Source organism: Bacillus sp. VT 712 (assembly GCF_001614195.1).
Lineage (GTDB): Bacteria > Bacillota > Bacilli > Bacillales > Bacillaceae_H > Priestia > Priestia flexa.
The window spans coordinates 1-666 of record NZ_LWBK01000114.1; the positions used below are offsets into that span (position 1 = coordinate 1).

Sequence of the window (666 nt, forward strand, 5' to 3'; positions counted from 1 at the left end):
GACCCCCACCTTGGCAAGGTGGTGTTCTACCACTGAACTACTTCCGCGCATTATGAAATTAAATGGTGCGGGTGAAGGGACTTGAACCCCCACGTCGTAAAGACACTAGATCCTAAGTCTAGCGCGTCTGCCAATTCCGCCACACCCGCATGTGTGTATTTAAAATGGTGAGCCATGAAGGACTCGAACCTTCGACCCTCTGATTAAAAGTCAGATGCTCTACCAACTGAGCTAATGGCTCGAAAATGGTGCCGGCAAGAGGACTTGAACCCCCAACCTACTGATTACAAGTCAGTTGCTCTACCAGTTGAGCTACACCGGCAACATATTCATGGTGGAGGATGACGGGATCGAACCGCCGACCCCCTGCTTGTAAGGCAGGTGCTCTCCCAGCTGAGCTAATCCTCCATTGATATAACAGCCTGGCAACGTCCTACTCTCACAGGGACAAAGTCCCAACTACCATCGGCGCTAGAGAACTTAACTTCCGTGTTCGGCATGGGAACGGGTGTGACCTCTCTGCTATCGCCACCAGACATATTATATTATACAACTTCTTTGAAAAAAAGCAAGACTTTTTTATCTTGTTCTCTCAAAACTAGATAACATTTTTCGCTGAGTACTTCATGTACTATCATTTTGGTTAAGTCCTCGATCGATTAGTAT

4 tRNA genes and 1 rRNA gene are annotated in these 666 nt (G+C 47.3%); all 5 read right to left on the reverse strand.

Annotated features, from left to right (window positions below):
• Positions 1-63: 63 nt before the first annotated feature.
• The 5 genes from A2U94_RS20270 to rrf all read right to left on the reverse strand — a co-directional run bounded on the left by A2U94_RS20270 (position 64) and on the right by rrf (position 536).
• Positions 64-149: transfer RNA gene (locus A2U94_RS20270), tRNA-Leu, on the reverse strand.
• A gap of 16 nt (positions 150-165) precedes the next feature.
• Positions 166-241, reverse strand: a tRNA-Lys gene (locus tag A2U94_RS20275).
• Between the two features lie 5 nt (positions 242-246).
• Positions 247-322 (reverse strand) — tRNA-Thr (locus A2U94_RS20280).
• A 10-nt stretch (positions 323-332) separates the two neighbouring features.
• Positions 333-408: transfer RNA gene (locus A2U94_RS20285), tRNA-Val, on the reverse strand.
• A 12-nt stretch (positions 409-420) separates the two neighbouring features.
• Positions 421-536: ribosomal RNA gene (gene rrf / locus A2U94_RS20290) — 5S ribosomal RNA — on the reverse strand.
• Between the last annotated feature and the right edge of the window lie 130 nt (positions 537-666).